The sequence below is a fragment of the Streptomyces apocyni genome (assembly GCF_009739465.1).
Classification (GTDB): domain Bacteria; phylum Actinomycetota; class Actinomycetes; order Streptomycetales; family Streptomycetaceae; genus Streptomyces; species Streptomyces apocyni.
Genome location: NZ_WHOM01000035.1, coordinates 1 through 25,713, shown reverse-complemented (window position 1 = coordinate 25,713; position 25,713 = coordinate 1). Strand labels below are relative to the sequence as shown.

25 protein-coding genes and 1 riboswitch are annotated in these 25,713 nt (G+C 71.4%); of the genes, 13 read left to right on the top strand and 12 right to left on the bottom strand.

The window, feature by feature from the left end:
- Positions 1-181 precede the first annotated feature (181 nt).
- On the top strand, positions 182-1,534 hold the full coding sequence (locus tag GCN81_RS03140) for a class II 3-deoxy-7-phosphoheptulonate synthase (protein ID WP_156721879.1): 1,353 nt from the start codon (positions 182-184) through the stop codon (positions 1,532-1,534).
- Between the two features lie 169 nt (positions 1,535-1,703).
- Positions 1,704-1,961: a (2Fe-2S)-binding protein gene (locus GCN81_RS03135; RefSeq protein ID WP_156721878.1), complete on the top strand. Its 258-nt coding sequence runs from the start codon at positions 1,704-1,706 to the stop codon at positions 1,959-1,961.
- A gap of 29 nt (positions 1,962-1,990) precedes the next feature.
- Here GCN81_RS03135 and bfr read toward each other — a convergent pair whose 3' ends face one another.
- The gene (gene bfr / locus GCN81_RS03130) at positions 1,991-2,470 is read right to left on the bottom strand and encodes a bacterioferritin (protein WP_156721877.1); all 480 of its coding nucleotides are present in this window, start codon (positions 2,468-2,470) and stop codon (positions 1,991-1,993) included.
- 154 nt (positions 2,471-2,624) lie between these two features.
- Between bfr and GCN81_RS03125 the strand changes: the two genes are divergently transcribed.
- Entirely contained in the window at positions 2,625-3,248 is a 624-nt protein-coding gene (locus GCN81_RS03125; protein ID WP_156721876.1) for a sulfite oxidase-like oxidoreductase, read from the top strand.
- A 37-nt stretch (positions 3,249-3,285) separates the two neighbouring features.
- On the opposite strand, the gene GCN81_RS03120 is transcribed toward GCN81_RS03125, so the two are convergent.
- The 5 genes from GCN81_RS03120 to thiO all read right to left on the bottom strand — a co-directional run bounded on the left by GCN81_RS03120 (position 3,286) and on the right by thiO (position 8,539).
- Positions 3,286-4,155 (bottom strand): deoxyribonuclease IV, encoded by an 870-nt coding sequence (locus tag GCN81_RS03120; protein ID WP_156721875.1) that lies wholly within the window; start codon positions 4,153-4,155, stop codon positions 3,286-3,288.
- A 62-nt stretch (positions 4,156-4,217) separates the two neighbouring features.
- Positions 4,218-6,194 carry a Stk1 family PASTA domain-containing Ser/Thr kinase gene (gene pknB / locus GCN81_RS03115; RefSeq protein ID WP_197287454.1) on the bottom strand — a complete coding sequence of 659 codons (1,977 nt, stop codon included), beginning with the start codon at positions 6,192-6,194 and terminating at the stop codon, positions 4,218-4,220.
- Positions 6,195-6,288: 94 nt separating this feature from the next.
- On the bottom strand, positions 6,289-7,083 hold the full coding sequence (locus GCN81_RS03110) for a thiazole synthase (RefSeq protein ID WP_156721873.1): 795 nt from the start codon (positions 7,081-7,083) through the stop codon (positions 6,289-6,291).
- A 5-nt stretch (positions 7,084-7,088) separates the two neighbouring features.
- Positions 7,089-7,364, bottom strand: a complete 276-nt coding sequence (gene thiS, locus GCN81_RS03105; protein WP_156721872.1) for a sulfur carrier protein ThiS — start codon at positions 7,362-7,364, stop codon at positions 7,089-7,091.
- On the bottom strand, positions 7,361-8,539 hold the full coding sequence (gene thiO, locus GCN81_RS03100; RefSeq protein ID WP_156721871.1) for a glycine oxidase ThiO: 1,179 nt from the start codon (positions 8,537-8,539) through the stop codon (positions 7,361-7,363). The genes thiS and thiO overlap by 4 nt, the downstream gene beginning before the upstream one ends.
- A riboswitch (TPP riboswitch) is annotated at positions 8,537-8,650 on the bottom strand. (Overlaps the previous gene by 3 nt.)
- A 176-nt stretch (positions 8,651-8,826) precedes the next feature.
- Between thiO and GCN81_RS03095 the strand changes: the two genes are divergently transcribed.
- The 5 genes from GCN81_RS03095 (at position 8,827) to GCN81_RS03075 (ending at position 13,154) form a co-directional block, all read left to right on the top strand.
- Positions 8,827-9,993: an NAD(P)/FAD-dependent oxidoreductase gene (locus GCN81_RS03095; RefSeq protein ID WP_231626338.1), complete on the top strand. Its 1,167-nt coding sequence runs from the start codon at positions 8,827-8,829 to the stop codon at positions 9,991-9,993.
- A 70-nt stretch (positions 9,994-10,063) separates the two neighbouring features.
- Entirely contained in the window at positions 10,064-10,435 is a 372-nt protein-coding gene (locus GCN81_RS03090) for an Rv2175c family DNA-binding protein (RefSeq protein WP_156721869.1), read from the top strand.
- A gap of 75 nt (positions 10,436-10,510) precedes the next feature.
- Positions 10,511-11,149 carry a thiamine phosphate synthase gene (gene thiE, locus GCN81_RS03085; protein WP_156721868.1) on the top strand — a complete coding sequence of 213 codons (639 nt, stop codon included), beginning with the start codon at positions 10,511-10,513 and terminating at the stop codon, positions 11,147-11,149.
- A 142-nt stretch (positions 11,150-11,291) separates the two neighbouring features.
- Positions 11,292-12,215, top strand: coding sequence for a methylenetetrahydrofolate reductase [NAD(P)H] (gene metF / locus GCN81_RS03080; RefSeq protein WP_156721867.1), 924 nt, complete (start codon positions 11,292-11,294; stop codon positions 12,213-12,215).
- 54 nt (positions 12,216-12,269) lie between these two features.
- Complete coding sequence (locus GCN81_RS03075; protein WP_156721866.1) at positions 12,270-13,154, top strand: SCO2102 family sporulation regulator; 885 nt, start codon at positions 12,270-12,272, stop codon at positions 13,152-13,154.
- Positions 13,155-13,236: 82 nt separating this feature from the next.
- On the opposite strand, the gene GCN81_RS03070 is transcribed toward GCN81_RS03075, so the two are convergent.
- Complete coding sequence (locus GCN81_RS03070; protein WP_156721865.1) at positions 13,237-14,748, bottom strand: phytoene desaturase family protein; 1,512 nt, start codon at positions 14,746-14,748, stop codon at positions 13,237-13,239.
- Positions 14,749-14,793: 45 nt separating this feature from the next.
- Positions 14,794-15,411, bottom strand: a complete 618-nt coding sequence (locus tag GCN81_RS03065; RefSeq protein ID WP_156721864.1) for a DUF4126 domain-containing protein — start codon at positions 15,409-15,411, stop codon at positions 14,794-14,796.
- 429 nt (positions 15,412-15,840) lie between these two features.
- On the opposite strand from GCN81_RS03065, the gene GCN81_RS03060 reads away from it, so the two are divergent.
- The 3 genes from GCN81_RS03060 (at position 15,841) to GCN81_RS03050 (ending at position 17,949) form a co-directional block, all read left to right on the top strand.
- Positions 15,841-16,395, top strand: coding sequence for an SAV_6107 family HEPN domain-containing protein (locus GCN81_RS03060; RefSeq protein WP_156721863.1), 555 nt, complete (start codon positions 15,841-15,843; stop codon positions 16,393-16,395).
- A gap of 72 nt (positions 16,396-16,467) precedes the next feature.
- Entirely contained in the window at positions 16,468-17,238 is a 771-nt protein-coding gene (locus tag GCN81_RS03055; RefSeq protein WP_197287453.1) for a methyltransferase, read from the top strand.
- Positions 17,239-17,535: 297 nt separating this feature from the next.
- Positions 17,536-17,949 carry a DUF3040 domain-containing protein gene (locus GCN81_RS03050; protein WP_156721862.1) on the top strand — a complete coding sequence of 138 codons (414 nt, stop codon included), beginning with the start codon at positions 17,536-17,538 and terminating at the stop codon, positions 17,947-17,949.
- Between the two features lie 208 nt (positions 17,950-18,157).
- Here the strand turns inward: GCN81_RS03050 and GCN81_RS03045 are convergent, their stop codons facing one another.
- From GCN81_RS03045 to GCN81_RS03030, 4 genes are all read right to left on the bottom strand, one after another.
- Positions 18,158-20,587 (bottom strand): transglutaminase TgpA family protein, encoded by a 2,430-nt coding sequence (locus GCN81_RS03045; RefSeq protein WP_156721861.1) that lies wholly within the window; start codon positions 20,585-20,587, stop codon positions 18,158-18,160.
- Entirely contained in the window at positions 20,584-21,957 is a 1,374-nt protein-coding gene (locus tag GCN81_RS03040; protein ID WP_156721860.1) for a DUF58 domain-containing protein, read from the bottom strand. Before GCN81_RS03040 ends, GCN81_RS03045 begins: the two co-directional genes overlap by 4 nt.
- A complete protein-coding gene (locus GCN81_RS03035; protein WP_156721859.1) occupies positions 21,957-23,054 on the bottom strand; it encodes an AAA family ATPase in 1,098 nt (365 codons plus the stop codon). The genes GCN81_RS03040 and GCN81_RS03035 overlap by 1 nt, the downstream gene beginning before the upstream one ends.
- Before the next feature lie 194 nt (positions 23,055-23,248).
- Positions 23,249-23,794: a beta-class carbonic anhydrase gene (locus tag GCN81_RS03030; protein ID WP_156721858.1), complete on the bottom strand. Its 546-nt coding sequence runs from the start codon at positions 23,792-23,794 to the stop codon at positions 23,249-23,251.
- A 432-nt stretch (positions 23,795-24,226) separates the two neighbouring features.
- Between GCN81_RS03030 and rsmH the strand changes: the two genes are divergently transcribed.
- Together rsmH and GCN81_RS03020 are read left to right on the top strand one after the other, a co-directional pair.
- Positions 24,227-25,183 (top strand): 16S rRNA (cytosine(1402)-N(4))-methyltransferase RsmH, encoded by a 957-nt coding sequence (rsmH, locus tag GCN81_RS03025; RefSeq protein ID WP_156721857.1) that lies wholly within the window; start codon positions 24,227-24,229, stop codon positions 25,181-25,183.
- Positions 25,180-25,713: FtsB family cell division protein (locus tag GCN81_RS03020; protein ID WP_156721856.1), on the top strand; the 534-nt coding region annotated here is incomplete at its 3' end. The genes rsmH and GCN81_RS03020, both read left to right, overlap by 4 nt.

Here is a 25,713-nt window from a genome sequence, read left to right as displayed (position 1 = left end):
CGCCGGATGAGCGGGCCACCACCAGGTCAGGGTCGTGTGCAGCTGAACCGTCTGCACTGTCTGCGCGAACATGCTCCGCACCCTAACGCAACCCGCGTCGCCGTAGCCCGGTCTGCGGTGGGTTGTCTCAACTGGTGGGCCTAGGGCTGGACGGGCGACATGACCCCGTAATGTTGCTGATGTGACCGTCAACGCTAAGACCACCCCCGCTGGTGGCAACACCTGGCGAGACCTCCCCGCGGCGCAGCAGCCTGAGTACCCCGATGCCGAGGCTCTGCGTGAGGTACTCGCGGACCTCGAGTCGTATCCGCCGCTCGTCTTCGCGGGCGAGTGTGACCAGCTGCGCACCCGGTTGGGAGCCGTCGCCAGAGGCGAGGCGTTCCTGCTCCAGGGTGGCGACTGCGCTGAAGCCTTCGACGGGGTCTCCGCCGACCACATCCGTAACAAGCTGAAGACGCTGCTCCAGATGGGCGCCGTGCTGACGTACGCCGCCTCGGTTCCCGTCGTCAAGGTGGGCCGGATCGCCGGGCAGTACTCCAAGCCCCGTTCCAAGCCGACCGAGACCCGCGACGGCGTCACCCTGCCGACGTACCGCGGTGACTCCGTCAACGGCTTCGACTTCACCGAGAAGGCCCGGATTCCGGACCCCGAGCGGCTGAAGCGGATGTACCACGCGTCCGCCTCGACGCTCAACCTGGTCCGCGCCTTCACCACCGGCGGCTACGCCGACCTGCGCCAGGTGCATGCCTGGAACCAGGACTTCGTGAAGTCGTCCCCGTCCGGGCAGCGCTACGAGCAGCTGGCCCGCGAGATCGACAACGCGCTGAACTTCATGCGCGCCTGCGGCACCGACCCGGCCGAGTTCCAGACCGTCGAGTTCTACGCCTCGCACGAGGCGCTGCTGCTCGACTACGAGTCGGCGCTGACCCGCGTGGACTCCCGTACCGGCGAGCTGTACGACGTCTCCGGGCACATGGTGTGGGTGGGTGAGCGCACCCGGCAGCTGGATGGCGCGCACATCGAGTTCGCCTCCCGGATCCGCAACCCGATCGGGATCAAGCTGGGCCCGACCACGACCCCGGAGGAGGCGCTGCAGTACATCGAGCGCCTGGACCCGGACCGGGAGCCCGGCCGGCTGACCTTCATCGTTCGGATGGGCGCGGACAAGATCCGCGACAAGCTGCCGACGCTGGTCGAGAAGGTCACCGCTTCGGGCGCGACACCCGTCTGGGTGACCGACCCGATGCACGGCAACACCTTCGAGGCCGCGTCCGGCCACAAGACCCGCCGCTTCGACGACGTGCTCGACGAGGTCAAGGGCTTCTTCGAGGTGCACAAGGAGCTGGGTACGCACCCCGGCGGCATCCATGTCGAGCTCACCGGTGACGACGTCACCGAGTGCGTGGGCGGCGGCGACGAGATCTTCGTCGACGACCTGCACCAGCGCTACGAGACGGCCTGCGACCCGCGGCTGAACCGCAGCCAGTCCCTTGACCTGGCGTTCCTGGTCGCCGAGATGTACCGGGACCAGTAGCGCTGAGGTAGCTGAGGTAGCCGTACGCGGTGGTGGGGCGCGGATCGATGTGNNNTCCGCGCCCCACTCGGCTTTTGCGCACTGTCGGCGGCGGGTAAGGTTAGGTTAGCCTCACCGAGTAATCGGGAGCGGCAACCGTCTGTCCACCCGCACTGATCCCGCCGGGGAGGTGAACCGCGTGTACGTCTGCTCTTGCTTCGGCATCACCGAGCAACAGGTCAAGGAGCACGCGGACGCCGGTGCGTGCACCCCGCGCCAGATCGCTTCGGCCTCCAAGGCGGGTACCGACTGCGGCTCCTGCGTCCGCAGCATCCAGGCACTGCTGGGGCGCGGTACGTGCCCTCGCCGGGAGCTCCTGGAGCAGGGCAAGCCCGCTGCCGCGCTGACCGCGACTCCGGAGCTCACCGAAGCCGCCCAGGCGGCTTAGCCGCTAGCCGCTAGCTGTGAGCTGCTCGGTTAGCTGCTCGGCTGTTCGATCAGCTGGGCCAGGTAGAGCGGCTCACCCAGCTTCTCGATCAGTTCCAGCTGTGTGTCGAGATAGTCGATGTGGTGCTCCTCGTCCGCGAGGATCGACTCGAAGATATTCGCCGAGGTGATGTCGCCCTTGGCTCGCATGACCTCGATACCGCGCTTCAGCCGGTCGATCGCCTCGACCTCGACCTGCCGGTCGGCGTTGAACATCTCGGTGACGGTCTGGCCGACCCGTACGTGGAACAGCCGCTGGTAGTTCGGCAGGCCGTCCAGGAACAGAATCCGGTCGGTCAGCACCTCCGCGTGCTTCATCTCGTCGAACGACTCGGCCCGGGTGTACTTCGCGAGTTTCACCCAGCCGAAGTTCTCCTGCATCTTGGCATGCAGGAAGTACTGGTTGATGGCAGTGAGCTCGGCGGTCAGCTGCTCATTCAGGAATTCGAGGACCTCGGGGTCGCCCTGCATCGCAGAAGTTCCTTCCAAGTACGTAACTGAGGCTGGTGCGCGAATCTTTGCACCGGTGCTGGACGTCGTCCAGTAAGTGCATGCTTAGTAGGAGTTGCCCGAATCGGTGCAGACCTGGTCACGTCCACCCCTCGGGGTCTGTCAGGATGGAGCCATGGGTCAGCCGGATAGCCGTGAAACGGAGAGATCGGAGCTTCCGCCGGGGCAGCGGCTGCAGCGGGGCTGGCCGGTCACACACTACGGTCCTGTGCCCAAGTTCCGTCCGGAACGCTGGGAGTTCAGGGTCTTCGGGGCCACCGCCGACGGGGGCAAGCACTGCTGGACGCACGAGGAGTTCTCGGCTCTGCCGTACGTCACGGTCGTCTCCGATCTGCACTGCGTCACGAAGTTCTCCATGCTGGGCGCCGAATGGGGTGGGGTGTCGGCCCGCACCCTGCTCGAACTGGCCCCGCCAGCGCCCGATGTCACCCATGTGATGGTCTGGGCCGAGTACGGCTTCAGCTCGAACCTGCGGCTGTCCGACTTCAGCTCCGAGCGGACGATCTTCGCCACCCATCGCGACGGTGAGCCGCTCACCGCGGAGCACGGCTTTCCGCTCCGGCTCGTGGTGCCGCATCTGTACGCCTGGAAGGGGCCGAAATGGGTCCGCGGCGTCGAGTACATGACGGCGGACCGGCGCGGCTTCTGGGAGGAGCGCGGGTACCACAACATCGGCGACCCCTGGCGTGAGCAGCGCTACTCGTACCAGGAGGAGCCGGGCGACGGTCCGGAGCTTTAGAGCGACTCATATCCCCAGGGGGGTATGAGTCAGGGCCCTACCGGTCGCGGAGTTCCTTCAGCCGTGCCACGTCCGCCGCGTGTCCGGCCTTCCCGCCGGGTGTTTCGATGATCAGCGACACTCCGTCGGTCGCGGGGTGCGTGAAGAGCTCCTGGAACGGCTCCTCGCCGATGTGGCCCGAGCCGATGTTCGCGTGCCGGTCCTTGCGGGCGCCGACCACGTCCTGGGAGTCGTTGGCGTGGATCAGCTTGAGCCGCCCCTCGCCGACGGTGTCCACTAGCAGGTCCAGGGTCTGCTTCATGCCGCCGGGCTCGGCGAGGTCATGACCCGCGGCGAAGATGTGGCAGGTGTCGAGGCAGACGCCCAGCTTGGGGTGGGCGTCCAGCGCATCGAAGTAGGGGCCGAAGTCCCAGGTACGGGCGCAGAGCGAGGAACCCTGCCCAGCCGTCGACTCCAGCAGCAGGTACGGGTCGTCGTCGTGGGTCAGCTCGTCCAGCAGCGGCAGCAACCGCTCGCGCACCTGCCGCAGCGCGACGTCACGGTCCCGTCCGCCGGTCGCCGAGCCGGTGTGCACCACGACACCGAGTGCGCCGATCTCCCGGCCCCGGCGCAGCGAGTGGCGCAGGGAATCGACGGACTTCAGCGCGGTCGCCTCGGTGTGCGAACCGAAGTTGATCAGATACGGGGCGTGGACCCAGACGGGGATCTCCTCGGCGGCACACGCCGCCCGGAACGCCTCATCCTGCCGAGGGTTGCCGACGGGGGTGGCCCAGCCGCGCGGGTTGGCGACGAAGACCTGGACGGTCTCGGCGCCCATCTCACGCGCGTACGACAGTCCGACGCTGGCGAGTCCACCTGCCACGGGCACATGCCCACCGACGGGATGACGAGTTCTCTTGCTGCTCACACAGCAAGGGTGGCACGCCACCCCTCCTGGTCAGAGCCCCACCCCTGTGCTCCCCGGTGCAGTTACAGACCCTTTGTCTTGATGCGGATGGTGCTGCCCTCCGGCGCCTCCTCGCCCGCCTCCACGGACTGGCTGGAGATCTCGTCGCCGAGGAAGGGGAACGCGCGGTCGACCTCGACCTTGAAGCCCGCGTCGGTGAGCTTGGTGCGGGCGGTGTCGAGCTTGAGGCCGACGACGTCCGGGACCTCAATCATGCGCGGGCCCTTGGAGAGCGTGAGGGTGACCGTGTCGCCTTCCGCGAGCTGGGTGCCCTCGCTCGGGGACTGCCGTACGACGGTGCCCGCGTCCTCCTGGGAGAACACCCGCTCCGGGGCGACCTTCACCTTCAGGCCCGCCTCGCGCAGGTCGTCGCGAGCGTCGGCGAGGGAGTCGCCGAGCACGTCCGGCGTCTCGACCGGGGCACCCTTGCTGACCGTCAGCGCGATCGCGCTGCCCGCCTTGCGCTCGGTGCCCGCAGGCGGGTCCGTACGGACCACGGAGTTCTTCGGGACGCTCTCGCTGGTCGTGCGCGTGACCATGCCGGGCTCCAGACCGAGGTCCTTGAGCTGGCTCTTGGCCTTGGCAAGCGGAGTGTTCCTGAGGTCGGGGACCTTGGCGACGCGCGGTCCGAGCGACAGGGTCAGCGTCACCTCGCCGTTGCCCCTGATCCGGCTGCCGGGGCCGGGGTCGCTGCTGATGACCGTGCCGCGCTTGTCGGTGCTGCTGTGCTCGCCCTTGACCTCCCGTACCCCCAGCCCGGCGTTGGAGAGCGTCTTACGGGCTTCGGCCTCGGTCTTGCTCAGCAGGGGCGGGACCTGGGTGAACTGGCCCACGTTGATGTACCAGACACCGGCGCCGAGCCCGAGCGCGAGCAGTACGGCCGCGATCACGACGAGCACCGAGCGCCGTGGGCCGCGCCGTGCCGGACGGCCCGGATGGCCGCCCGGGGGCGGCGGTCCCGGCGGTGCCGGAGGGGCGGCGGGGGGCACCTCAAGCCGACTGGTGCGGTTGACCTCGGGTTGGTCGTGTTCGTAGTGCTCCGACGGCAGCGGGCGCGGCACCGTGCCGGTGGCGCGCGCGATCACGCTGGTGCGGTCCTCCGCGTTGTCGTGGTGCACCGCGTGGGCCCCCGGCGGCATCGCGTCCAGCTGCTCGTCGCTCAGGGCGGCCCGCGCCTCCCTGAGCCGCGCCAGGAGCGCCACCGCGTCGTGCGGGCGCACCTCGGCCGTGCGGGCGGTCGCCGCCGCCACCAGCTCGTCCAGCTCGACGGCCAGCTCGGGCACCGCGGCTGACGGGGGCGGGACGTCCTCGTGCAGATGCCGGTACAGGATCTGGGCGGGGGAGTCACCGGTGTGCGGCTTGCCGCCGACCAGCATCTCGTACAGCACGACCCCACAGGCGTACACATCGACCCGTGGGTTCACGGTGCCGTGCTCCAGCTGCTCGGGCGCCAGATACGAGACGGTGCCCAGGACGGACCCGGTGGTGTTCGTGACGGTGTCCACCGCGCGGACCAGGCCGAAGTCCGCGACCTTGACCCGGCCGTCGTCCCCTATCAGGACGTTCTCCGGCTTCATGTCGCGGTGCACGAACCCCGCGCGGTGGGCGGCGCCCAGCGCGGCCAGCACCGGCTCCAGGATGTCGAGCGCGGCCCGGGGCTGGAGCGCGCCGCGCTCGCGCAGCACATCGCGCAGGGTGCACCCGGCGACGTACTCCATCGCGAGGTAGACGTACGCGCCGTCCGTGCCCTGGTCGTAGACCCCGACCACGTTCGGGTGTGAGAGCCGCGCCACCGACTTGGCCTCGCGGATGAAGCGCTCCACGAACGAGGCGTCAGCGGCCAGCTCCGGGTGCATCACCTTGATGGCGAGCACCCGGTCGAGGCGGGTGTCCACGGCCCGGTAGACCGTGGCCATCCCGCCGACGGCCACCCGCGCGTCGACGCGGTAGCGGTCGTCCAGCACCTGCCCGAGGAGCGGATCTTGAAGGGTCGTGTCCACGCAGGTGAGTGTACGAGCCGCCACCGACACGCCGGACCCCCCGGGGGCCCGTACACCCGTACTGCAGCCGACCTGTGACGGTCCGGGCCCGCTCTCAGAACGCGGGCCGCTCCGGGTCCAGCCGGGCCAGCCCCTCGGCCGGTGACGAGGCCTCGGCGAAGTGCCGTCGGGGAATGCGTCCGGCCCGTCGTGCGAGCCGTCCCGCCTCCACAGCATGGCGCATCGCCTCGGCCATGAGCACCGGCTCCTGCGCCCGCGTCACCGCGGAGGCCAGCATCACCGCGGAGCACCCCAGCTCCATCGCGAGCGCGGCGTCGGATGCCGTACCCGCCCCCGCGTCCAGGATCACCGGCACGCGCGCGTGCTCCACGATCAGCTGGAAGTTGTGCGGGTTGCGGATGCCGAGGCCGGAACCGATCGGCGACCCCAGGGGCATGATCGCCGCGCACCCCGCCTCCTCGAGTCTGCGCGCGAGCACCGGGTCGTCATTGGTGTACGGCAGGACCGTGAAGCCGTCGTCGACGAGGGTCTCCGCGGCTTCGAGCGTCTCCAGGGGGTCGGGCAGCAGGGTGCGCTCATCGGCGATGACCTCCAGCTTGACCAGGTCGGTGCCGAGCGCCTCACGGGCCAGCCGGGCGGTCAGCACGGCCTCGCCCGCGGTGAAGCAGCCCGCGGTGTTGGGCAGCACCTCGATGCCGAGCCGGGTCAGCACGGAGAGCACCGAGCCCTGTACGCCGGGGTCCAGGCGGCGCATCGCCACCGTGGTGAGCTCGGTGCCCGACACGGCCAGCGAGCGTTCGAGCACGTCGAGGCTGGGCGCGCCGCCCGTGCCCATGATGAGCCGGGACGAGAACGTCCTGCTGCCGATGATCAGGGGATCGTCTGCCATCGGTGTCACCCTCCTTGGACGGCGGTGAGGACTTCCACCCGGTCCCCGGCGCGCAGCACGGTGCGCTGCCAGGTGCCGCGCGGTACGACCGTCTCGTTGACGGCCGCGGCGACTCCGGACGGGGCGCTGGTCAACGCCGCGACCAGGGTGTCGAGCGTGCTGCCCGCGCTGATCTCGCGGCGCGCTCCGTTCACGGAGACGGCCACGGTCGCCTCGGTGGGCTGGGTGGTCGTGGGCTGGGTGGTCTGGGTGGTCTGGGTGTGGTCGTCACGCGTGGTCATACGGGCTGCTCCTCCAGGATGCCGAAGCGCCGGGGCGTGAAGGGGCGTGCCTCTTCGGGGAGTTCACCGGTCGTCAGGGCGTGCGCCATGACGTCACCGGTGATCGGGGTCAGCAGGATGCCGTTGCGGTGGTGTCCGGTGGCCAGATGGAGCCCGGGCAGGGCCGTCGGGCCCAGCAGCGGCGCGTTGTCGGGCGATCCGGGGCGCAGGCCCGCGCGGGTCTCGGTGAGCGGGAGTTCGGTGAGGCCGGGCACCAGCTCGTGCGCGTCGCGCAGCAGCTCGTACACACCGCCCGCGGTGACCGTGGTGTCCCAGCCGAGCTCTTCGCTGGTGGCGCCGACGACGAGTTCGCCGTTCTCGCGCGGCACCAGGTAGACGTGGCTGCCGCGGACCACGGCACGGACCGTCCGGCTGAGGAAGGGCGCGTACGGCCGGGGCACGGACAGCCGCAGGACCTGGCCCTTGACCGGCCGCACCGGTGGCAGTACCGCCGTGGGCACCCCGGCGAGCCTGCCGCTGTGGCTTCCGGCCGCCAGGACGACCTGGTCGGCGGTGAGCTCCGTGCCGTCCGCCAGGACGGCCCCACGAGCCCGGTCGCCCGCGACGGTGAGCCGGTCGGCCCTGTCGCGGTGGAACCGCACCCCGGCCCGCTCGCACGCCGTGACCAGGGCACCGGCCAGTCGGCGTGGATCGACCTGGTGGTCGCCGTCCACCCGTAGGCCGCCGCGTACTCCCGGCGCGAGCATCGGCTCCAGGCGGCGGCACTCGCGCCCCGAGAGCCACTCGGACTCCAGGCCTGAACGCTGTTGCAGGGCGTGGAGTTCGCGCAGGTGGGCGCGGTCGTCCGCGTCCAGGGCGACCGCGAGCGTGCCGCACGCGCGGTAACCGAGATCCTGGCCGCTGGCCTCTTCGAGTTCGGTGGTGAAGTCCGGATAGCGCCTCGCCGACGCCAGGTTGAGGGCGAGCAGCGTCTGCTCGCCGTAGTGCAGCTCGGTGACGGCGGCGAGCATTCCGGCCGCGACCCGCGCGGCCCCGCCGCCTGGCGCCGGGTCGACGACCGCGGTGTCCAGGCCGCGCTGGGCCGCCCGCCAGGCCGTGACCAGGCCGATGACACCGCCCCCTAGTACGAGGACGTCTGAGCCGTCTGAGCCGTCTGAAGTGGTGCGTGCGTGCATGGGCGTCCAGCCCCTCCCTTCGCCGGCATGACCCGGATCAGGTTCGTACGGTCGGAGGCCGCCTGAGCCTCCCTCTCAGCCCGGTGCGTCCGGGCTCCCGCGAGTGGTTTACCAAGCCAGCCTAGTCCTTCGTTCCGGGCGGGATAAGGGTGCGCTGCCCGGGAGGACCCGGAGCCCGCGTGGTGGGTGGGACCCTCCTATTACCTGACGGTCTGTCAGTTGCTTATGGTGATCGGGTGACGGAGCAGAGGCAGCAGAAGCAGCGTGTCGTGATCGTCGGGGCGGGGATGGCCGGTGTGCAGACCGCCGTCGCCCTGAGGGAGAAGGGTTTCGACGGGACCATCACCCTGATCGGCGCCGAACCGCACCAGCCGTACGACAGGCCACCCCTGTCCAAGGCCGTGCTGCTCGGCGAGGCGGAGGGGTCCGCGTTCAACGTGGACTTCGAGGAGCTGGCGGTGGAGCTGCGGCTGGGGTGCGAGGTGACCGGCGTACGCCCCGACGCGCACCTCCTGGACACCGCCGACGGCCCGGTCGGCTACGACGTCCTGGTGATCGCCACCGGGGCCGAGCCGCTGCGGCTGCCCGGCGCGGAAGGCGTGCCGGGCGTCCATCTGCTGCGCACCCTGGACGACGCGGAGCGGCTGCGTCCGGTGCTCGCCGAGAAGCACGACATCGTGGTGGTCGGGGCAGGCTGGATCGGCGCGGAGTTCGCCACGGCCGCCCGCGCGGCGGGGTGCTCGGTCGCCGTCGTGGAGGCCGCGGAGCGGCCACTCGCGGGAGTACTGCCCGCCGAGGTCGCCGCCCCCATGGCGGACTGGTACGCGGAGTCCGGCGCGTCCCTGCGCACCCACGCGCGCGTGGCGCGGGTCGAGCCGGGTGCCGTGGTCCTGGACGACGGCACCCGGCTGGCCGCGGGCGCCGTGGTCGTCGGCATCGGCGCCCGGCCCGCCACCGACTGGCTCACCGGCTCCGCCATCGAGCTCGGCCCGGACGGCGCGATCGTCGCGGACGACGCGCTGCGCACCTCCGTACCCGACGTGTACGCGGTGGGCGACTGCGCCTCGTTCCCCTCGGGGCGCTTCGGGCAGCGGCTCCTCGTACACCACTGGGACAACGCACTCCAGGGCCCGCGTACCGTCGCCGCGAACATCACCGGTGCGGCTCCCCCTGAGGTGTACGACCCGGTGCCGTACTTCTGGTCGGAGCAGTTCGGCCGCTTCGTGCAGTACGCCGGCCACCATGGCGGGGCGGACACCCTGGTGTGGCGCGGGTCGCCGCAGGACGCCGCCTGGACGGTGTGCTGGCTGCGTGCCGGAGCCCTGGTGGCGGTGCTCGCGGTGGGGCGGCCGCGTGACCTGGCGCAGGGGCGGCGACTGATCGCGTCGGGGGCGCGGCTGGACGCGGAGCGGGTGGCCGACCCGTCCGTACCCCTGAAATCGACGACGCTCTGACAGCCGGGAAACGCCCGGCAGACCCTGAGCCGGGTACCGACTGTCAGTCCGGGATGGCAGGCTTGTCCTTGTGACCGAGATTGACGCAAAGACCGATGCTCTCGTCCCCAGCTGGCTCACCCTGCCCGACATCGCCGAGATGCTCGGTGTGGAGGTGACCCGCGTGCGACAGCTCGTCAAGGAAGGCCAGCTGATCGCCGTGCGCCGCGGTGAGAACAGGGCGCTCCAGGTGCCCGCCGCCTTCATCGACGGCGAGAACGCAAAGGTGATCAAGGGCCTGAGCGGGACCCTGACCCTTCTGAGGGACGACGGTTTCTCCGACGAAGAGATGCTCGAGTGGCTCTTCACCCCCGACCCGACCCTGCCTGGCACGCCCGCGCAGGCCTTGAGCGAGAATCGCGGCACGGAGGTGAAGCGTCGCGCCCAGGCGCTTGCCGTCTGACCTGACAACCGTCGGCGTGCGGGCCGTCCCCGGCAGGGGGCTGTCCGCACGCCACCGACAACGGGGGACCGCTCCATGCCACGCGCCCAGCTCGCCGATGCCCGGCTGTATCTCTGCACCGACGCCCGCAAGCGTCAGGGCGACCTGCCGGAGTTCCTCGACGCCGCGCTCGCGGGCGGTGTCGACATCGTGCAGCTGCGTGACAAGGGCATGGAGGCGGCCGAAGAGCTCGACCACCTCGCCGTCTTCGCCGACGCCTGTCGGCGGCACGGCAAGCTGCTCGCGGTGAACGACCGCGCGGACGTCGCGCACGCCGCGGGCGCCGATGTGCTGCACCTGGGCCAGGGCGACCTGCCGGTCCCCGCGGCCCGCGCCGTACTGGGCGCCGATGTCCTGATCGGCCGCTCCACCCACGCCGAGTCCGAGGCGGCCGCCGCCGCGGTCCAGGACGGCGTGGACTACTTCTGCACCGGCCCCTGCTGGCCGACCCCGACCAAGCCGGGGCGGTACGCACCCGGCCTCGACCTGGTGCGGTACACCGCCTCGCTCGGCACGAGCCGCCCGTGGTTCGCGATCGGCGGGATCGATGCCGCGAACCTGGACGAGGTGCTCGAAGCGGGCGCCCGCCGGGTGGTGGTCGTCCGTGCGATCACGGGGGCCGACGACCCCGGTGCCGCGGCGGCGGACCTCGCCAAGCGGCTGCGCGAGGTCTAAGTCCTGTGGTCTAGGTCCGCGCTCCGTCCCGTTGGCGCACTCTCGCCCGCCAAGTGTCCGAGTAGTGGACAACAAAGCCACATTATGGACAAATCATCCCGGCCTGGTTGGGGTGTCGCGGCGGCCTGACTAACCTGCGGGTATGGCCCTTGGTACTGCTTCCACCAGGATCGATCGCGCCCTTACGGTGCGTGACCTGCTCGCGACCGGCAAAACCTCATACTCGTTCGAGTTTTTCGCGCCGAAGACCCCGAAAGGGGAGCGGAACCTGTGGAACTCCCTGCGCCGGGTTGAGGCGGTAGCGCCCAGCTTCGTCTCCGTGACCTACGGCGCGGGCGGCTCCACCCGCGCCGGCACGGTCAAAGAGACCCAGCAGATCGTCGCCGACACCACACTCACACCGGTCGCCCACCTGACCGCGGTCGACCACTCCGTCGCCGAGCTGCGCAACATCATCGGGCAGTACGCCGACGCCGGTATCCGGAACATGCTGGCGCTGCGCGGCGATCCGCCAGGCGACCCCATGGGCGACTGGGTGCCGCACACCCAGGGCCTGACGTACGCCGCGGAACTGGTGCGACTGATCAAGGAGTCAGGCGACTTCTGTGTGGGCGTCGCCGCCTTTCCCGAGATGCACCCGCGCTCGCCCGACTGGGACAGTGACATCCGGCACTTCGTCGACAAGTGCCGCGCGGGCGCCGACTACGCGATCACCCAGATGTTCTTCGACCCAGAGAACTATCTGCGGATGCGTGACCGCGTCGCCGCGGCGGGCTGCGATACCCCGGTCATCCCCGAGGTCATGCCGGTCACCAACGTCAAGCAGCTCGCCCGACTGCCCCAGCTCAGCAACGCGGTCTTCCCGGAGCATGTGAAAGAGCGCATGCTCACAGCCAAGGACGATCCCGCCGCTGTACGCTCCATGGGCATCGAGTTCGCGACGGAGTTCTGCGCGCGGCTGCTGGCCGAAGGAGTGCCCGGGCTGCACTTCATCACGCTCAACAACTCGACCGCGACGCTGGAAATCTACGAGAATCTGGGCCTGCAAGAGCAACAGCAGGCCTGACCGGTCGCCATCCGCCCCCGACCGGGGCGGGGTGGCCGTAGGAGAGGGGCGTACATGGGCTGGGCGGTCCTCTACATCGCGTTCGGTGTGGTCGCGTTGTGGCTGCTGGGCGAGGTGCTGCTGCAGTACAAGGCGCGGCTGCGCTGGCGGATGCTGGCCTTCATCGGCTTCGTCGGTGTGGTCTTCGGAGTGCTGCTGCGGTCCCTGCCGGTGATCGGCGTCGGCACCGCCGCGTTCGCCATCGGGCAGACGTTTGTGACGCTGTCCTTCCGCCGAGGCTTCTCGACCGGCTGGGCGATCGGCGGCAGCCCGGGTGAGAGCCGTCGCCGTAAGACGAGCGGAGCGGTCGAGCAGGACCCGACGCTCGAGGTCAGCGACCTGGAGTACGACGCCGACTACGAACCGGAGCGGGAGGCGGGGTCCGGCCAGGACTTCGCGGAGCCCGCGACGGCCCCGGAGGACCCGGCGCATACGGCGCTGACGTCCCAGGTCTACGCCCCGGAGCCGATGCCGGACGACACCGGCCAGTACGGCATCTACCAGGACACGGCGTACCCGCCCCAGCCCGCCCAGGCCGCCACGGGGGAGTACGGCTACTCCGGCTACGACCAGCAGCAGTACGGCTACGACACCGGGTCACAGCAGCAGTACGCCGCCTACTCCGACCCCTACATCGGCACCCAGACCTACGGCAGCCCGAGCCCGTACGACACCTACGCGGGCGAGCAGCAGGGCTATGGCACCGGCTACCAGGACCCGTACGGGGCCGCCGCCTATCCAGGAGCCACCGAGACCCCGCCCGGCGGCGTCTGGGTGCCGCAGCAGCGCAACGGCGACGAGCTGTCCGGCGGCGAGCCGCAGCCCGAACAGCAGCAGCCGCCGTACCAGGACGGCTATGGCACCGGCTACGACGAGCAGCAGCAGCCGTACCGCTACTGATCCCGCCCCGCTCCTGACCCGCTAGGGGCTGTCCGGCGGATCAGGAATCGGGAGTCGGACAGGCGCCCCAGCCGACCGCGGCTCAGCGCGAGCCGCGGAACTCCGGCCCCTCCACGATCAGCCCCGCGGTCAGCGCGCCCGACATCCCCGCGTGCGGCAGGCCGCCGCCAGGGTGCGACCAGCCGCCGACCAGGTGCAGCCCCGGGAGTTCGGTGGTGTTGGCCGGGTGCAGCAGCCGTCCGGCGGCCGCGGCCAGCGCGGGAGCCGGTACCGCACCGTCATCGGCTCCGGTCGCCCGGGCCACGTCAGCCGGGGTACGTATCTCGCGCCAGAGCAGCCGCTCGCGCAGGCCCGGCAGCGCGCGCTCGGCCACGGTCAGCAGGCGGTCCGCCACCGTCTCCGCACCCTGTGGGTCGAGCTGCCCGGCGCGGCCGTACGCGGGCACCGTGGCTGTCAGCGTGACCGCCTCGTGGTCCGCCTCCGGCGTCGGCCCCGGGTCATCGGGGCGCAGCACGGTGACCGTGGGCGCGGCGCAGCCACCCGGGTCCGGTGCGGTGAACAGGCGGTTCAGTTCGTCCGCCCGGTCAGCGGCGTGCAGCACCGTGCGATGCGGGGTGTGAGCGGGGCGGCCGCCGCGCAGCGCGAGCAGCACGGTGAACCGGCTCGGCAGCCCGGACCGCGGGCCGACATCGCCCCACACGGGACGCGCGGTCAGCGAGTCGAGCACGCCTGGCGCGACGCCCGCCACGACGAAGTCCGCCTCCTCGACCGTGCCGTCCGCCGACTCGACGCCCGCCGCGCGGCCGTCCTTCTCGACGATCCGGGTCACCTCGGACCCGAAACGGAACTCGACCCCGCGGGCCAGGCACCGCTCGTACACCGCCCGGGCCAGCTCACGTATCCCGCCGCGGATGTACCAGGCCCCGAAGGACTGCTCCATGTACGGCAGGACGGCGGCGCTCGCCGGTGCCGTACGAGGATCGAGGCCGTGCGCCAGGGCGTGGCTCTCCAGCAGCGCGACCAGCCGAGGGTCGCCCAGCTCCAGCTCACCCACCTCAGCCAGGGTGGTCGCGGTACGGCTACGGCGCAGCATCCGGCGCCGCGGCACCGCGGGGTAGGGCTCGCGCTCCGCCAGCACCTGCCAGTTCGGCCACAGCGGCTCCTCCAGGAGCGGGCGGCGGGTGCGGTCCCACGCCTCCCGCGCGCGGTTCATGACCGAGCCCCAGCGCTCGCCCGCGCCCGCGCCCAGCGCGGTGTCCAGCGCGGCCACGGCACCGGCCCGCGAGGCGTTCGGCAGCCGGACCTCCGTACCGTCGGCGAAGACATGGCACACGGCTGGTTCCACCTGGACCAGCTCGACGACGTCCTCAAGGGGCTGCTTGCCGGTCTTGATGAACAGATCGCGGTAGACGGCGGGCACTGGCAGCAGTCCGGGACCGGTGTCGAAGGTGAAGCCGTCCCGCGCGAAGCGGCCCAGCGCGCCGCCGTAGGTGTCAGCGCGCTCGAACACCACCACCCGGTGGCCTGCCACGGCCAGCCGGGCGGCGGCCGCCATGGCGCCCATCCCAGCGCCGATCACCGTAATCCGTGCCATGCCAGCGACTTTATCGGCCCGCACTGACAGCCCGGACCCAGGCTCTCAGCCGGGCGGTGGCGCCAGGCCCGCTCCCGCCAGCCGCTTCTCCTCGCGGCGTTGCGCCCTGCGGCGCAGGAACCGCCGGATGCGATGGGCGAGGAAGAGCAGTATCACCAGCCCCAGCAGGAGCAGCACGCCCGCGATGACCGCCGCCACCTCCGGGTAGAAGAGGGCGAACGTCACCAGGCCGCCGACCCCGAGATCCTCGGCCGTACTCATCACGATGTTGCTGAACGGCTCAGGCGAGGTGTTGATCGCCATGCGCGTCCCGGCCTTCACGAAGTGGCTGAGCAGGGCCGTCGAACCGCCCACCGCGCCCGCCGCCAGATCGGACAGCGAGCCGCTCTGGCCCGCGAGCAGCGCTCCCACGACCGCACCCGACACCGGTCGGATCACGGTGTGCGCGGCGTCCCAGACCGAGTCCACATAGGGGATCTTGTCGGCCACCGCCTCACAGAGGAACAGCACACCGGCGACGACGAGCACGTCCGTGCGTTGCAGTGAGGCGGGCACGTCGTCGGTCAGGCCGGTGGCCCCGAAGACGCCGAGCAGCAGGACGACGGCATAGGCGTTGATACCGCTGGCCCAGCCGCTGGTGAACACCAAAGGGAGTACGGACACGGACGTGATCGTAGCCAGTGGGTCGCGCCCTGACTTGAGGATGAGCACACCCGTCTGAGTATCCGTACCTAGTACCAGAGATAAGTAGCCGCGCGGATGGGGTGCCACCCTCGGAGACGACAGAGTGGAGGCCACGGAGGGGACGTGGTGCTGGCACCGCCGACACGGGGCGGCGGAACGGTACACGGGGGGCGCGGGGGGATGCGCTGGACCGGTGCGGCTCGGAAACGAGCGGCACCGGTCCAGCGCTTTTTGTCGTTCACGCATGGTGTCGTTCACGCGCGTCGTGGTGCGCGCACGGTGTGGTTCACGCGCGCCACGCGAACCCGTGATCGAGGTAAATGTGCAGGTCAGGACCGATTGTCAGTGGCGTGTCGCAGGATGGACACATACGGCCACGCGCCGTCACACGACGACAGGAGGTTCGTCATGGCCAGTTCGTCCGCAGCCGCCGCAGCACGCCGCCGCCGCACCACCGGCCCTGCCCCCTCACTGAACGGTCCAGCGAGCGACATCCACCCCGTCCTGCGCCGGGAGACGGCACCACCCGCAGCCCTCGCCCTGCTCGCACAGGCCCGCGGCGGCCTCGACGAGGCGGCGCTCCTGCAGGCGCCGAACGAGCGCTACGCCGCCGCACACCTCGCCGCACTGCGCACCGCCGCCGCCGTGCTCGCCGCCCGCGGCCGCCCGGAGGCCACCGAGCGGCGGCGCCGACGCATCCGCAGCGCCTGGGAGGTGCTCCCGGAGACCGCGCCCGAGCTGACCGAGTGGAGCGCCCTGTTCGCCTCCGGAGCCGCCCGCCGCGCCCGCGCCGAGGCGGGCATCCAGGGCGCGGCAAGCCCCCGCGACGCCGACGATCTGATGCGTGACGCCGGGATGTTCCTGCGCATAGTCGAGCGGATGCTGGCGCTTCAGCCGGTGCTGCCCCCGCCCCGTACGGGACAGGCGGCCCACGATGACCAGGCAGCGGGCCAGAGGCAATAGGGTGGGGGCTCCCAGTACAACGTTCACGCTCCGCCGCAGACAAGGCGGTGCCGCGCCGAGGAGTCAACTGCCGTGTCGGACCCGATGCGCCCCCGCGCTTCTCTCCGTACCGCCGTCGTCTGGGAGGTCCTGCAGGACGCCCTCAGCCGTCAGGTCAAGGCGACGGGGCAGGAGTCACTCGATGTGCTCGACACCGGGGGCGGCAGTGGCAACTTCGCGGTGCCGGTAGCCGGCCTCGGGCACCGCGTCACCGTCGTCGACCCCAGCCCCAACGCGCTCTTCGCCCTGGAGCGGCGGGCCGCCGAGGCCGGAGTCGCCGACCGGGTGACCGGCGTGCAGGGCGACGCGCACGGCCTCTTTGACGTCGTGCGGCGCGGCGGTTATGACGCGGTGCTCTGCCACGGCGTGCTGGAGTACGTGGACGACCCAGCCGAAGGCGTGCGTAACGTCGTGGGCGCGCTGCGTGACTCGGGGACCCTCAGCCTGCTCGCCGCGGGCATGGGTGGCGCGGTGCTCGCCCGGGCGCTGGCCGGTCACTTCACCGAGGCCCAGCACGCCCTCACCGACCCGGCGGGACGCTGGGGCGAGGGGGACCCGGTGCCCCGGCGCTTCACCGCCGAGCAGCTGACCGAGCTGGTCACCTCCTTGGGGCTGCGGATCGGCTCGGTGCACGGCGTACGGGTCTTCGCCGACCTGGTCCCCGGAGTGCTGGTCGACACCGAGCCGGGGGCGATGGACGCCCTGCTCAGGCTGGAGGCCGCGGCGGCGGAGCAGCCCGCGTTCCACTCGGTCGCCACCCAGCTGCACGTCCTGGCCGAAAAGCGCGGTGCGCCGGGTACCTAGGGTCCGTCCGGCGGATCAAGCGAGCCCGGAACCCGTGAAATCCTCCTGATCAGCACCGTAGGCGTGCATGGAGTGGGCCGCAGGCCCCCCGATCGGGTGCATCGCACCGTATGATCGAAGGACACCGTTCGGCATGACGGATCGGCGGCTGGGGAATGAACGCTTCAGCTGGTCGGAACGCCCTGCGGGCCGGAATGGCGAATTGGCGTAGAGGGGCGGGTTTCACGGGGGCGATTCCCTGCCTATCCTGAAGGGGACCCCCGGTCGCCCCGGCGACTGCACGATGAGGAGGACTCCGTGCCGCTCTCGGAGCACGAGCAGCGAATGCTCGAGCAAATGGAGCGAGCGCTGTACGCCGAAGATCCCAAGTTCGCGACAGCGCTTGAGGGAAGCGGGCTGCGTACGTACACCCGGAAACGGGTCTACCAGGCGGTCGCTGGCTTTCTGTTGGGTATCGCGCTCCTCATGGCCGGAATGGTCGCACAACTGATCTGGGTCAGCGTGGTGGGTTTTCTCGTCATGCTCGGCTGCGCAGTTCTCGCGGTCACCGGCTGGCGAAAGGCGCCCAAGCCTGGCGAACAGGCTCCCGGCGCGGCGCCCGACGCACCTGCTGCCCGCCGTCAGGGCAAGCAGCGAAAGTCGATGATGGGCCGGATCGAGCAGCGCTGGCAGCGCCGCAGGGACGAGGGCCAAGGCGGCCAACAACACTGAGACCTGACCCCCACAGCGTGGGTGGGAAGTGAACGCCCGAAGGCGTTCACTTCCCACCCACGCTGTTTTCGTTCCGACCCTTGAGCCCAGCGCGCCGAGGATGCCCAGCACGCACAGAGCCGCTGCGGCCTGCCGACACCCTCTGGTGTCCACACGCCGCAGCGGCTCCTCCCGTGGGACCCTCCGCGCGCCCCAGGCCCCAGGCCCCCTACCCCTGCTGCTTGCCCGGACGGCGCAGGAAGGCGCCCCATCGTTCCGCGCTGGCCCAGCCGCTGGCGTTCCAGCGGCCGCTGAGCGCCGACCAGCGGTCGGCAGCCTGCCACACCACCCGGACGGCCGAGCGGGGCGCGAGTGTCGCCCGCATCCGACCCGTCCGGCTCGTGGTCTCCCGCAATCCGGCCCGCAGCCGCCGCACATCCTCGCCGAGCTCCGTCACGAGGCGAGGCTCCGGCGCGTACAGCACCTGCTCGACCGCCGCCGCGACCCGGTGGACGGATTCCGCCGCGGCCGTCTCCAGCTGGCCGATCCGCACGATCCGCGCCGCCGCCTTGCGCGGAGTCAGCGACTCGTCCGGCACGATGCCGTGATCCCAGGCGGTGTCGGTCACCTCAAGCCAGGCCGCCAGGGTCCGCGACGCGGCGTCCGCGTCCGAAGCCCCACCGGCACCCAGCCGCCGCTTCCGCACCCGGCCGCGCCACACCATGGGCAGCAACGGCACCACCACAACGGCCAGCACGGCCAGGGCCACGCCCGCGATCATGCCCAGCGGCGGACCGCCGCTGTCCTCACCGATGTCGCCCACCGCCGCGGCGTCCTCGCACTCGCCCAGCCGCCGCAGCTCCACGGGACAGTCGTCCGACGCCGTGGGCTCCGGCTCCTCGTCCGGGGCCTGCGACTGCGCCGGCTCGGGCGCCGCGCTGCTGCTCGGGCTGCCCGACGGCGTCTGCTCCCTGGTGTAGTCGGGCGCCGAGCCGCGGGTGGGCGTCGGCTCGAACCGCGTCCAGCCCGCGCCCTCGAAGTACAGCTCGGGCCAGGCATGCGCGTCCCGCAGCCCGACCGACATCGTGCCGTCCGATGACGGGGAACCCGGGGTGAAGCCCACCGCGACCCGCGCCGGGATGCCCAGGGTCCGGGCCATCGAGGCCATGGCGAAGGAGAAGTGGACGCAGAAGCCCTCCTTCTGCTGCAGGAAGCGGCTGATCGCCTCCGAACCGCTGCCCGCGTCCACCTCGGTGTCGTAGCGGAAGCCACCGTCCGAAGCGAACCAGTCCTGGAGCTTGACCGCGCGCTCGTAGTCGTTCGCGGCCCCCTGGGTCACCGTCCTGGCCGTGTCGAACACGTCCCGCGGCAGCGAGTCGGGCAGGGCGGTGAACGGGCGGAGTATGGACTCGCGCGCGGGCCGGGCGGTGGCGAGCTGCTGCGCGGTCGGCTGCACGATCAGGCTGTCCACCTGGTACCGCTTGCCGCGGGTGGTCTGCCCGCCGTCGCCCACGAGGGTCCGGCCAACGGGCTCGAACCGCCAGCGCCCGTCGATGTCCACCCGGGTCGCCGGGAAGGGCATCGGCAGCCAGTCCTGTGCGTACCAGTCGGCCGCCGAGATGGAGGTCTGGACGGTGGTGCTACGCACCTGGGGCTCCAGGCCCCGCGGGCTCGGGAACGGCGACGGCACATCCTCGATGCGCCGCTCCGCGGGTTTCCAGGCCGTGCCGTCGAACTGGTCGAGCGAGACGATCCGCAGATAGAGGTCCTTGGTCTCCTCCGAGTTCGTGCGGTACGTGAGGACCTCGCGGTCGTTCGGCTGGTTCAGGCTGTTCTGCAGCGAGACCAGCGGATTCACCGCGGAGATGGTGCCGCCGCCGCTTCCCGCGCCGCCGCCCCGTCCCGCGCGGTCGAGCAGTCCGCCGTCCAGGGCGGGCAGGGCCGCCGGGACCGCCAACGCGACTCCCAGCGCGACCGCGCCGATCCGTCGGCCGGTCCTGACCGGCGCGACCGCTCCGCCGCCCGCACCCAGGCCGCCGCCCATCGCGTCCGGCCGCTGCGGGGCGCCACCGAAGACCCGCCCCCACTGCGAGAGCCGGTCCCGGCCCTCGGCCAAGAGCAGCAGCAGATAGCCCACGGCGGCCAGCAGGAACCACAACCAGCCACCGGAGCCGTCGGAGAGACCCGCGGCGACCGAGTACAGCGCGAGCAGCGGCAGCCCGGCCGGGGCCGCGCTGCGGAAGGTCACCGCGAGCGCGTCCACCGCGAGGCCGATGGCCAGCACGCCGCCGATGAGCATCAGCTTGATGCCCTCGGTGAGCGGCGCCGGGATCGAGTACCGCGCGACGTCGTCCGTACCGGCCTGGAACAGCGCTCCGAACTGCTGGACGGCCTCAGGGCCCGGCAGTACCCCGGCGATGGCCTGGCCGCCGGCGAACATCGCCGTCAGTATCAGCAGGGTCACCAGGGCCTGCGCCGCCACCGTCAGCGGCCGGGCCAGCGGCACCCTGCGGCCCACCGCCCCGACGCCGGTCTGGATGGCCAGCAGCAGGCCCGCCTGGAGAATCCAGGTCGCCGAATCCATCAGCGGCAGCAGGGCGCACGCCGCCATCAGCGTGGCCGCCATGGCACACAGCGCGAGTCGCGCGCGACCGCTCATCCCCAACCCCCCGTAGTAGTACCTCCCATGGGCGCGGGCCCGGCGCTGGTGCGCTGCCAGTCGGCCTCCCGCCACAGCGCGCCCAGATCCGCTCCCGGCGGCACCCCGACCGCCGTCCAGCCCGACTCCCGCAGCATCCGCAGCCGCGTCTCAAGCTGCGGCGAAGGGCCTTCGCCGCGCGTCCAGGCGGTGCTGTCCAGCACGAAGGCGACCGCCGCCCCGCTGCGCTGCCGCATCCGGGCGACCACGGCCGCCTGCTCCTCGTCCAGGTCGCCGAGGAACGCCAGCAGCAGCCCTTCGTTGCCGCTCCGCAGCACGTCGTACGCGGGGGAGAGGCCCGCGCCGTCGGAGTGGTCGATCACCGCCAGTGTGTCCATCATCAGCCCGGCGGCATCCGCCGACTCCTGGCTGGCTCCAGCGAAGCCGTCGGAGCCCTCGCCCGGCACGGACGCGCCGGTGTCGGTCAGCAGCCGTACCGAATAGCCCCGTTCGAGCATGTGGACCAGCGCGGAGGCGGCTCCGGACACGGCCCACTCGAACGCCGAGTCGGGGCCCGCCCCCTGGAGGGCGTCGCCCCGGGTGTCGAGCAGCACCGTGCAGCGGGCGCGCTGTGGCTGCTCCTCGCGCCGCACCATCAGCTCGCCGTACCGCGCGGTGGAGCGCCAGTGCACCCGCCGCAGATCGTCGCCGTGCCGGTAGCCGCGCGGAATGATGTCGTCCTCACCGGCGAGCGCCAGCGAGCGCTGCCGCCCGTCGCCGTACCCCGAGGCCTCCCCGGAGAGCCGTACCGGGGGCAGCGCTGTGACCCGGGGAATAACCGTCAGCGTGTCGTACGCGCTGAAGGAGCGGGTCAGCTCACACATGCCGAACGGGTCCGTCAGCCGCAGTTGCAGCGGCCCCAGCGGATAGCGCCCGCGCAGATCCGAGCGCACCCGGTACGACACCTCACGGCGCCCGCCCGCCTCGACCCGGTCCAGCACGAACCGCGGCCGGGGCCCCAGCACATACGGAACCCGGTCCTGCAGCATCAGCAGCCCGGTGTGCAGCCGGGAGACGTTGTCGATCCGCAGCTGGACCCGGGACTCCGTGCCCGCGGGCACGCGTCCCGGGGACAGCCGCCGGGACCCGGCCACGCGGTACCGGGTGCGGTACAGCACGATCGCGCACACCAGCGGCAGCACGGCGAGCAGCAGCCCGACCCGGAGCAGGTCACCCTGGCCGAGCACATACGCGCAGACCGCGGCGGCCGCCCCGGCGGCCAGGAACGACCGGCCCCGCGTGGTGAGCCCCGCGAGCGTGGTCCGTACGGCGCCCCGCTCCCGGTCCGCTGTCGGGAAACCGGCGTCCGCCGGCGGTGCGCCGGCCGTCATCACAGCCTCCGGGCGCCGGGCTGCTGCGGAGCGTAGCCCGGCGCGGCGGGAACACCAGACCCACCAGCACCACCAGGAACGCCAGGCCCACCGGACACGCCAGACACGCCGCCATACGCCTGCCCCGGCAGCTGCGCCTGAGGCACCGGCGTGCGCTGCAGGATCTCCAGCACGACCTGCTCGGCCGTGCGCCGGTTCAACTGCGCCTGCGCGGTGGGCAGCAGCCGGTGCGCCAGCACCGCGACCGCGAGGGACTGCAGGTCGTCCGGCAGGGCGTACTCCCGGCCGCTGAGCGCCGCCGAGGCCTTCGCGGCCCGCAGCAGGTGCAGCGTCGCGCGCGGCGACGCGCCGAGTCTGAGGTCCGGGTGGTTGCGGGTGGCCCCGACCAGGTCCACCGCGTACCGACGCACGGCGTCCGCGACGTGCACCGCGCGCACCGCCTCGATCAGCTTGACGATCTCGTGGGCGTGCGCCACCGGCTGCAGATCGTCCAGCGGCGAGATCCCGCCGTGTACGTCGAGCATCTGCAACTCGGCCTCCGGCGACGGGTACCCGACCGACACCCGGGCCATGAACCGGTCGCGCTGCGCCTCGGGCAGCGGATAGGTGCCCTCCATCTCCACCGGGTTCTGCGTCGCCACCACCATGAACGGGTCAGGCAGTTCATACGACTGGCCGTCGATGGTGACCTGGCGCTCCTCCATCGACTCCAGCAGCGCCGACTGGGTCTTCGGCGAGGCGCGGTTGATCTCGTCGCCGATCACGATCTGCGCGAAGATCGCGCCCGGCTTGAACTCGAAGTCCCGCTGCTGCTGGTCGAAGATGGACACCCCGGTGATGTCCGACGGCAGCAGGTCGGGTGTGAACTGGATACGGCGCACTGAGCAGTCGATGGACCGCGCCAGTGCCTTGGCGAGCATGGTCTTGCCCACGCCCGGAACATCCTCGATCAACAGATGCCCCTCGGCGAGGAGCACGGTCAGCGAAAGCCGTACGACCTCCGGCTTGCCCTCGATCACACCCTCCACCGACCTGCGGACACGCTCCACAGTGGTGGTCAGATCAGTGAGGCTCGCTCGATCTTCATAGGTCGTCACCCGGCCCTCCTCGGCCCTCGCACGGGCCGAGTCCGCTCTGTGCGACCCGGCCCTCCCCGAAACACGGGCACCCCGCGCGAAGGGTTCCGGCGCGGTGCCACCCCCGCATTCTTGTTGCCGGTACCGCGTTGTGTCACTTGCCTGTGGATAACTGGCGCCGTTATGTGAGGTTTAGGGCACTTTTTCGGGTTTGCCTAGTCGCGATGGATCTCCCGCAGCAGACCCGTCGAGACGTCGAAGACGAAGCCCCGAACGTCGTCGCGGTGCAAGAGGAAGGGCGAGGTCCGTACCCGCTGCATCGACTGGCGCACGTCCTGGTCGACATCGCGGAACGCCTCCACGGCCCACGGCGGGCGCTGGCCGACCTCTTCCTCCAGCTCGTGCCGGAAGTCCTCGGTCAGGCTCTCCAGGCCGCAGCCGGTGTGGTGGACCAGCATCACACTGCGGGTACCCAGCGCGCGCTGGCTGATGGTCAGGGAGCGGATCACGTCATCGGTGACCGCGCCGCCCGCGTTCCGGATCGTGTGGCAGTCACCCAGGGCAAGGCCGAGCGCGTCGTGCAGGTCGAGTCGGGCGTCCATGCAGGCGACCACCGCGACCTTCAGTACGGGGCGCGCGTCCATCCCCGGGTCGGTGAACTGAGAGGCGTAGCGTTCGTTGGCCTCCACCAGGCGGTCCATGACGGAACCGCTGACGGGAGACATGGCATCGGCTGGGTCCATGGGCAGCGAAGTCGACATGTGGTCGACGGTAATGCGCACGGACCGTCCAGGCTCGCTGTGAGAAGGGACAAAGGACGTCAACGGGCGGTGTTGTGAGGTAATCCACATACGGAAGCCGGTCGCATCCGTACGGGTGAACCCACCGGCGAGCGACGCGCAGATCCGGGGCGTGGCCGGAGATTGACCGGGGGACGGGGTGGACTAAAGTGACGCGAAGCGGGAGCGCCCCAGGCCGGACAGGGCCCAGGGCCAGCCACCGCTGGACGGAAATCCCGAATCCCGGAGACTCCCCGCGAATCTCCCCATGTGTGCGGCGCGTACGTACGGCTCGGCCTCCTCCCGCTCTCGGTCGGCTGACGCCACTTCCCGGCGCCAGCAGGCCTCCCCTTCTTCGAGCGGGCGGGGACCCGGCGGTGCGTACGTGTGGGCGCCGGATCTTGAGAGGGCCCCTTGAGCAACACCCGACATGTCCCGGTAATGCTCCAGCGGTGCCTGGACCTGTTGGCCCCCGCGCTCACCCAGCCCGGGGCGGTCGTCGTCGACTGCACGCTCGGCCTCGGCGGTCACAGCGAGGCCCTGCTCCAGGCGTTCCCCGAGGCACGTCTGGTGGCCCTGGACCGGGACAAGGAAGCGCTGCGCCTGTCCGGGGAGCGGCTGGCACCGTACGGCGACCGGGCCACGCTGGTACACGCGGTCTACGACGAACTCCCCGAGGTGCTCGACCGCCTCGGCATCCCCGGCGTCCAGGGTGTCCTCTTCGACCTCGGTGTCTCCTCCATGCAACTGGACGAGGCGGACCGCGGGTTCGCGTACGCGCAGGACGCGCCCCTCGACATGCGCATGGACCAGACGACCGGACTCAGCGCCGCCGACGTCCTCAACACCTACGCCCCAGGCGAGCTGGTGCGCATCCTGCGCGCGTACGGCGAGGAGAAGCAGGCCAAGCGGATCGTGTCGGCGATCGTGCGCGAGCGCGAGAAGGAGCCGTTCAGCAACAGCGCGCGGCTGGTCGAACTCATCCGTGACGCCCTGCCGCAGGCCGCCAAGCGCACCGGCGGCAACCCCGCCAAGCGGACCTTCCAGGCGCTGCGCATCGAGGTCAACGGCGAACTCTCCGTTCTGGAGCGGGCGATCCCGGCCGCCGTCAAGTCCCTCGCCGTCGGTGGCCGGATCGCCGTTCTGTCGTACCACTCGCTGGAGGACCGGCTGGTCAAGCAGGTCTTCGCGGCGGGCGCGGCCAACACAGCGCCGCCCGGCCTGCCGGTGGTGCCCGAGCGCTACCAGCCACGGCTGAAGCTCCTGACGCGGGGCGCCGAACTGCCCACCGAGGAAGAGGTCGCCGAGAACCGCAGAGCAGCCCCGGCCCGGCTGCGCGGCGCGCAGCGCGTCCGGGAGGACGTGTCGTGAGCGCCAGGCAGCGCCCCGGAGGGCGGGTCGCGCTGCTGGAGCGGGTGCTGCCCACGTCGCCCGCATCGGCCGCGCGGATGCCGTTCGTGCTGCTGGTCGTGATGCTGCTGGGCGGTGGTCTGATCGCGCTGCTGGTGCTGAACTCCTCGCTGAACGAGGGATCGTTCCGGCTGAGTGACCTGAGGAAGAAGACCACCGAGCTGACCGAGGAGCGGCAGCGGCTGCAACGCGACGTGGACCGCCACGCGGCACCGGACGCGCTGGAGCGGCGCGCCCGTGAGCTGGGCCTGGTGCCCGGCGGCAACCCGGCCTTCCTGGAGCCGGACGGCACCGTACGCGGCACGTCGCGGGCGGCCCCGGCCCGTCCCGCCGCGAAGCGCGAACCCGCGCCCCCGTCCCCCTCGGCGGACTCACCAGCCACCCCGGAACCGTCCGACCCGTCGCCCACCGCTCAGCCCGAGCCCGCGGAAGCGGAATCGGCACCAGCGTCCCCCTCGGCGCCCGCGCCGACCGACGAACCGCCCGCCCCC

Excerpts from the sequence above, each read along its gene's own strand:
- thiE (WP_156721868.1), top strand. The coding sequence starts at position 10,511 with ATGCCACGCGCCCAGCTCGCCGATGCCCGGCTGTATCTCTGCACCGAC.
- GCN81_RS03030 (WP_156721858.1), bottom strand. The coding sequence starts at position 23,794 with ATGTCGACTTCGCTGCCCATGGACCCAGCCGATGCCATGTCTCCCGTC.
- bfr (WP_156721877.1), bottom strand. The coding sequence starts at position 2,470 with ATGCAGGGCGACCCCGAGGTCCTCGAATTCCTGAATGAGCAGCTGACC.
- thiO (WP_156721871.1), bottom strand. The coding sequence starts at position 8,539 with ATGCACGCACGCACCACTTCAGACGGCTCAGACGGCTCAGACGTCCTC.
- GCN81_RS03060 (WP_156721863.1), top strand. The coding sequence starts at position 15,841 with ATGGCCAGTTCGTCCGCAGCCGCCGCAGCACGCCGCCGCCGCACCACC.
- GCN81_RS03125 (WP_156721876.1), top strand. The coding sequence starts at position 2,625 with ATGGGTCAGCCGGATAGCCGTGAAACGGAGAGATCGGAGCTTCCGCCG.
- thiS (WP_156721872.1), bottom strand. The coding sequence starts at position 7,364 with ATGACCACGCGTGACGACCACACCCAGACCACCCAGACCACCCAGCCC.
- GCN81_RS03110 (WP_156721873.1), bottom strand. The coding sequence starts at position 7,083 with ATGGCAGACGATCCCCTGATCATCGGCAGCAGGACGTTCTCGTCCCGG.
- GCN81_RS03070 (WP_156721865.1), bottom strand. The coding sequence starts at position 14,748 with ATGGCACGGATTACGGTGATCGGCGCTGGGATGGGCGCCATGGCGGCC.
- GCN81_RS03095 (WP_231626338.1), top strand. The coding sequence starts at position 8,827 with ATGGCCGGTGTGCAGACCGCCGTCGCCCTGAGGGAGAAGGGTTTCGAC.
- GCN81_RS03075 (WP_156721866.1), top strand. The coding sequence starts at position 12,270 with ATGGGCTGGGCGGTCCTCTACATCGCGTTCGGTGTGGTCGCGTTGTGG.
- GCN81_RS03040 (WP_156721860.1), bottom strand. The coding sequence starts at position 21,957 with ATGACGGCCGGCGCACCGCCGGCGGACGCCGGTTTCCCGACAGCGGAC.
- GCN81_RS03045 (WP_156721861.1), bottom strand. The coding sequence starts at position 20,587 with ATGAGCGGTCGCGCGCGACTCGCGCTGTGTGCCATGGCGGCCACGCTG.
- metF (WP_156721867.1), top strand. The coding sequence starts at position 11,292 with ATGGCCCTTGGTACTGCTTCCACCAGGATCGATCGCGCCCTTACGGTG.